The organism is Albidovulum sp. (assembly GCF_049646345.1).
Lineage (GTDB): Bacteria > Pseudomonadota > Alphaproteobacteria > Rhodobacterales > Rhodobacteraceae > Albidovulum.
Genome location: NZ_JBARVQ010000724.1, coordinates 1 through 3,129, shown reverse-complemented (window position 1 = coordinate 3,129; position 3,129 = coordinate 1). Strand labels below are relative to the sequence as shown.

General features: G+C 59.7%; 5 protein-coding genes. All 5 read right to left on the bottom strand.

Annotation, left to right across the window (positions count from 1 at the left end; all coding sequences use genetic code 11):
* Positions 1-321: 321 nt before the first annotated feature.
* Positions 322-975, bottom strand: coding sequence for a peroxiredoxin (locus WBB85_RS18900; protein ID WP_432640140.1), 654 nt, complete (start codon positions 973-975; stop codon positions 322-324).
* 132 nt (positions 976-1,107) lie between these two features.
* Positions 1,108-1,752, bottom strand: coding sequence for an RluA family pseudouridine synthase (locus WBB85_RS18895; RefSeq protein WP_432640139.1), 645 nt, complete (start codon positions 1,750-1,752; stop codon positions 1,108-1,110).
* A 41-nt stretch (positions 1,753-1,793) separates the two neighbouring features.
* Positions 1,794-2,177: a GFA family protein gene (locus WBB85_RS18890; protein ID WP_432640138.1), complete on the bottom strand. Its 384-nt coding sequence runs from the start codon at positions 2,175-2,177 to the stop codon at positions 1,794-1,796.
* Positions 2,174-2,800 (bottom strand): LysE family translocator, encoded by a 627-nt coding sequence (locus WBB85_RS18885; RefSeq protein ID WP_432640137.1) that lies wholly within the window; start codon positions 2,798-2,800, stop codon positions 2,174-2,176. The genes WBB85_RS18890 and WBB85_RS18885 overlap by 4 nt, the downstream gene beginning before the upstream one ends.
* On the bottom strand, positions 2,797-3,129 hold a 333-nt coding region (locus WBB85_RS18880), incomplete at its 5' end, for a GAF domain-containing protein (RefSeq protein ID WP_432640136.1). The genes WBB85_RS18885 and WBB85_RS18880, both read right to left, overlap by 4 nt.

The following is a 3,129-nucleotide window of genomic DNA, read 5'->3' as shown; positions in this document are numbered from 1 at the left end:
GGCCAGTACAACGCGAAGGCCAGTCAGTTTGCACCCTTCCTGATCGACTGCGGCAGCAACGGCAAAGCGGCAATCGCTCCCGCAGTTGCCGCATCGGGCGCATCTAAATTCACCGTCTGGATCTATCCACCCTACTGATTGGCGACAGTAACGACGTAAGTCTGCGCAGGACCGCAACACATCAAAGATGCATGCAGGATCCGAAGGCTTGCAGGGATCGGTGTGAAAGCGGCGTAGCCGGTGTAGGGCGAAGATTGCCAACCAGAATTGCGCTTTATGGATTGCCAGGGGGCCCCGGCCTATGGCCGGGGCCCAATTGTATCACGCTGGAAGTTTGGTCCTGCGCAGGTAAGGGAAAACGGTTTCAAATTCGCCGTATTTCTTCTTTGCGTCCTCGTTGCTGACCTTCGTTGGGATGATCACATCGTCGCCCACGTTCCAGTTGGCCGGAGTCGCGATGGTTTCCTTGGCAGCGGTTTGCAATGCGTCGAGGGCGCGCAGAACTTCAGCGAAGTTGCGACCGACATTCATGGGGTAGGTCATGGAGAGTTTCAGTTTCTTGTCCGGTCCGACGATAAAGACAGCTCGGACTGTTTCGCTGTCGGCAGCGGTGCGTCCTTCTGGCAGATAAGCATCGGCCGGAAGCATGTCGAATGCTTTGGCGACCTTCAGATCCTCATCGGCGATGATCGGAAAACCCGCCTTGGCACCCGCAAAGACTTCAATGTCTGCCTTCCACTTCTTGTGCTCTTCCACGCTGTCAACCGAAATGCCCATGACCTTGGTGCCGCGTTCTTTCCACGCCTCGGCCAGCTGTGCGACGGCACCGAACTCCGTCGTACAGACAGGCGTGAAGTCCTTCGGGTGGGAAAACAGGATCGCCCAGCTGTCACCGATCCAATCATGCAACTGCATCGTGCCCTGATCGGTTGCGACTGTGAGGTTCGGGATCGTGTCGTTAATACGTAAACCCATGGTTAAATCCTTTCAGGTTCTCGCTTCATATTCATCTTCACATATGTTTACCCATGCCAGCGATGTCACCCCCCGGTGGAGGCCTTTGAGCTCGAGGCGACAGTCTGCCGCACGGGTCGCCGAAGGTGCGCTTCAGAACGGGCGCGGGGCAGAGAAGTTCATGCCAGCGCCGCCTTCAGGGTGCCGCAGGCGCAAGGACTCTGCATGCAACATGAGGCGGGGAAAATCGCGCGCAGGACCCGTGGCGTAAAATGGGTCGCCAAGGATCGGGTGGCCGATTTCTTTCATGTGAAGGCGAAGCTGGTGGCTGCGCCCCGTGTGCGGGAAAAGCCGCACACGGGTTTCAGCGTCCTCATATCGCACCACGCGCCAGTCCGTGACTGCCTGTCGTCCCTTTTCGTGATCGATCTTCTGTAATGGACGATTCGGCCAGTCGACGATGATTGGCAGGTCGACGGTACCAGTCTTTGCGGCCACGTGGCCCCAGACGCGCGCGTAGTAGACCTTCTTGGTCTGCCGTTTCTCGAACTGGAGACCGAGGTGGCGCTGAGCCATCGAGCTGAGCGCGAAGACCATGACGCCGGATGTGTCGCGGTCGAGCCGATGAACCAGAAGTGCCTCGGGCCAGGCAGCCTGAATACGGCAGAGCAAGCAGTCGGCAAGGTGCTCGCCCTTACCGGGCACCGACAACAGGCCCGCCGGTTTGTCGACGACCAGCAAGTGATGATCGGAATACAGGATCTTCAGCGGATCTGTTGGCGGGTCGTAACTGTCCATTCGCGGGCGATAGCACGGCGGAGCGACCAGTCTCAATGTCGTCAGAGCCCGCTTTGCGGCAGACCGTCCGTTATGTCATAGTAGTCGCCCTTGTCGTCCACGAAGATATGGCGCCCGAGTCTCGCGCCTGTCGGGGCCGCGAGCGCACCCATGCTGAACGAGGTCTTGGTTTCTTCGTTGTGCTTCCAGAACAGGAACGACCCGCAGGTTTTGCAAAATCCGCGCCGCGCGATATCGCTGGAAGAGTACCACGTCAGCCCATCATCGCGGGTGATATGCAGACGGTCGTCCGGCACTGAACTTGACGCCCAGAAATGGCCGGATTGCCGGCGGCATTGACCGCAATGACAGGCCACAGGCTGCGAGATGTCGCCATGGACCTCAAAGGTCACGTCGCCGCAGAGGCAGGATCCTCGGATCATCATACTCTCCTGAATTCAGGGGCGCCGGCCAATCCCAGCGCCAAGCCATAGCCAATGAAGCATAGCGCCATGATGCGGCGAAACCAGAAATTCATGATCGCGCCATAAGCCAATCGACCAAGTCCAGCCCCCAGCGCGGTATATCCGGTGTAGCTGAGTGCGGTGATCATCAGTGCCGTCGGCACAATAGCCGCCATCTGGCCCCAGATCGGCACCTCGGGTTGGACAAACTGGCTGAAAGCGGCAAGGTAGCCGGCCACGCTCTTGGCGTTGATCGTGGCAATCGCCAGTGCACGCATATAGATATGGCGACCGTGCGCCTGCGACAGGGTGACTGGACGGGCGGCGACGATCCACCCGCGGACGCCAAGAAAGACCAAAAAGGCCGCACCGATCAGCTTGGCGTAGAAGAAGGCAGCGGGCGATGCGGCGATCAGGGCGGTGACGCCCAGCGCTGAAAGGAACAGGAAAAGCGTCGCCTGCGTCAGGATACCCAGAACCCCCCATAATGCGCGGCGAAAGCCGTAAGTCATGCCGTTGGTGATGCAGTTCACCGCGTTCGGGCCGGGCGTGGTGACGAAGACCGCCCAGAACGCTGCAAAAACGAGCCAGCCGTGCAGGTTCATCTTGCGAAGACGCTGTCAAGGATGGCGGCGAGTTCCGTCGCATCTTCTTCGGTGAAGGCATCGGGTCGATCGCTGTCTATGTCGAGAACGCCGATGACGGCTCCGGTCCGATCACGGACCGGCAACACCAGCTCGGACCGGGTCGAACTCGCACAGGCAATATGGCCGGGGAAGGCATCGACGTCTGGAACCAACTGGACCTGCCCGCTGCGCGCTGCAGCGCCGCAGACACCGCGCGAAAATGGAATTACCAGGCAGCCGTGGCCCCCCTGGTACGGGCCGATCTTGAGCAATTCGGGTTCGGTGACTCGATAAAACCCGGTCCAGTC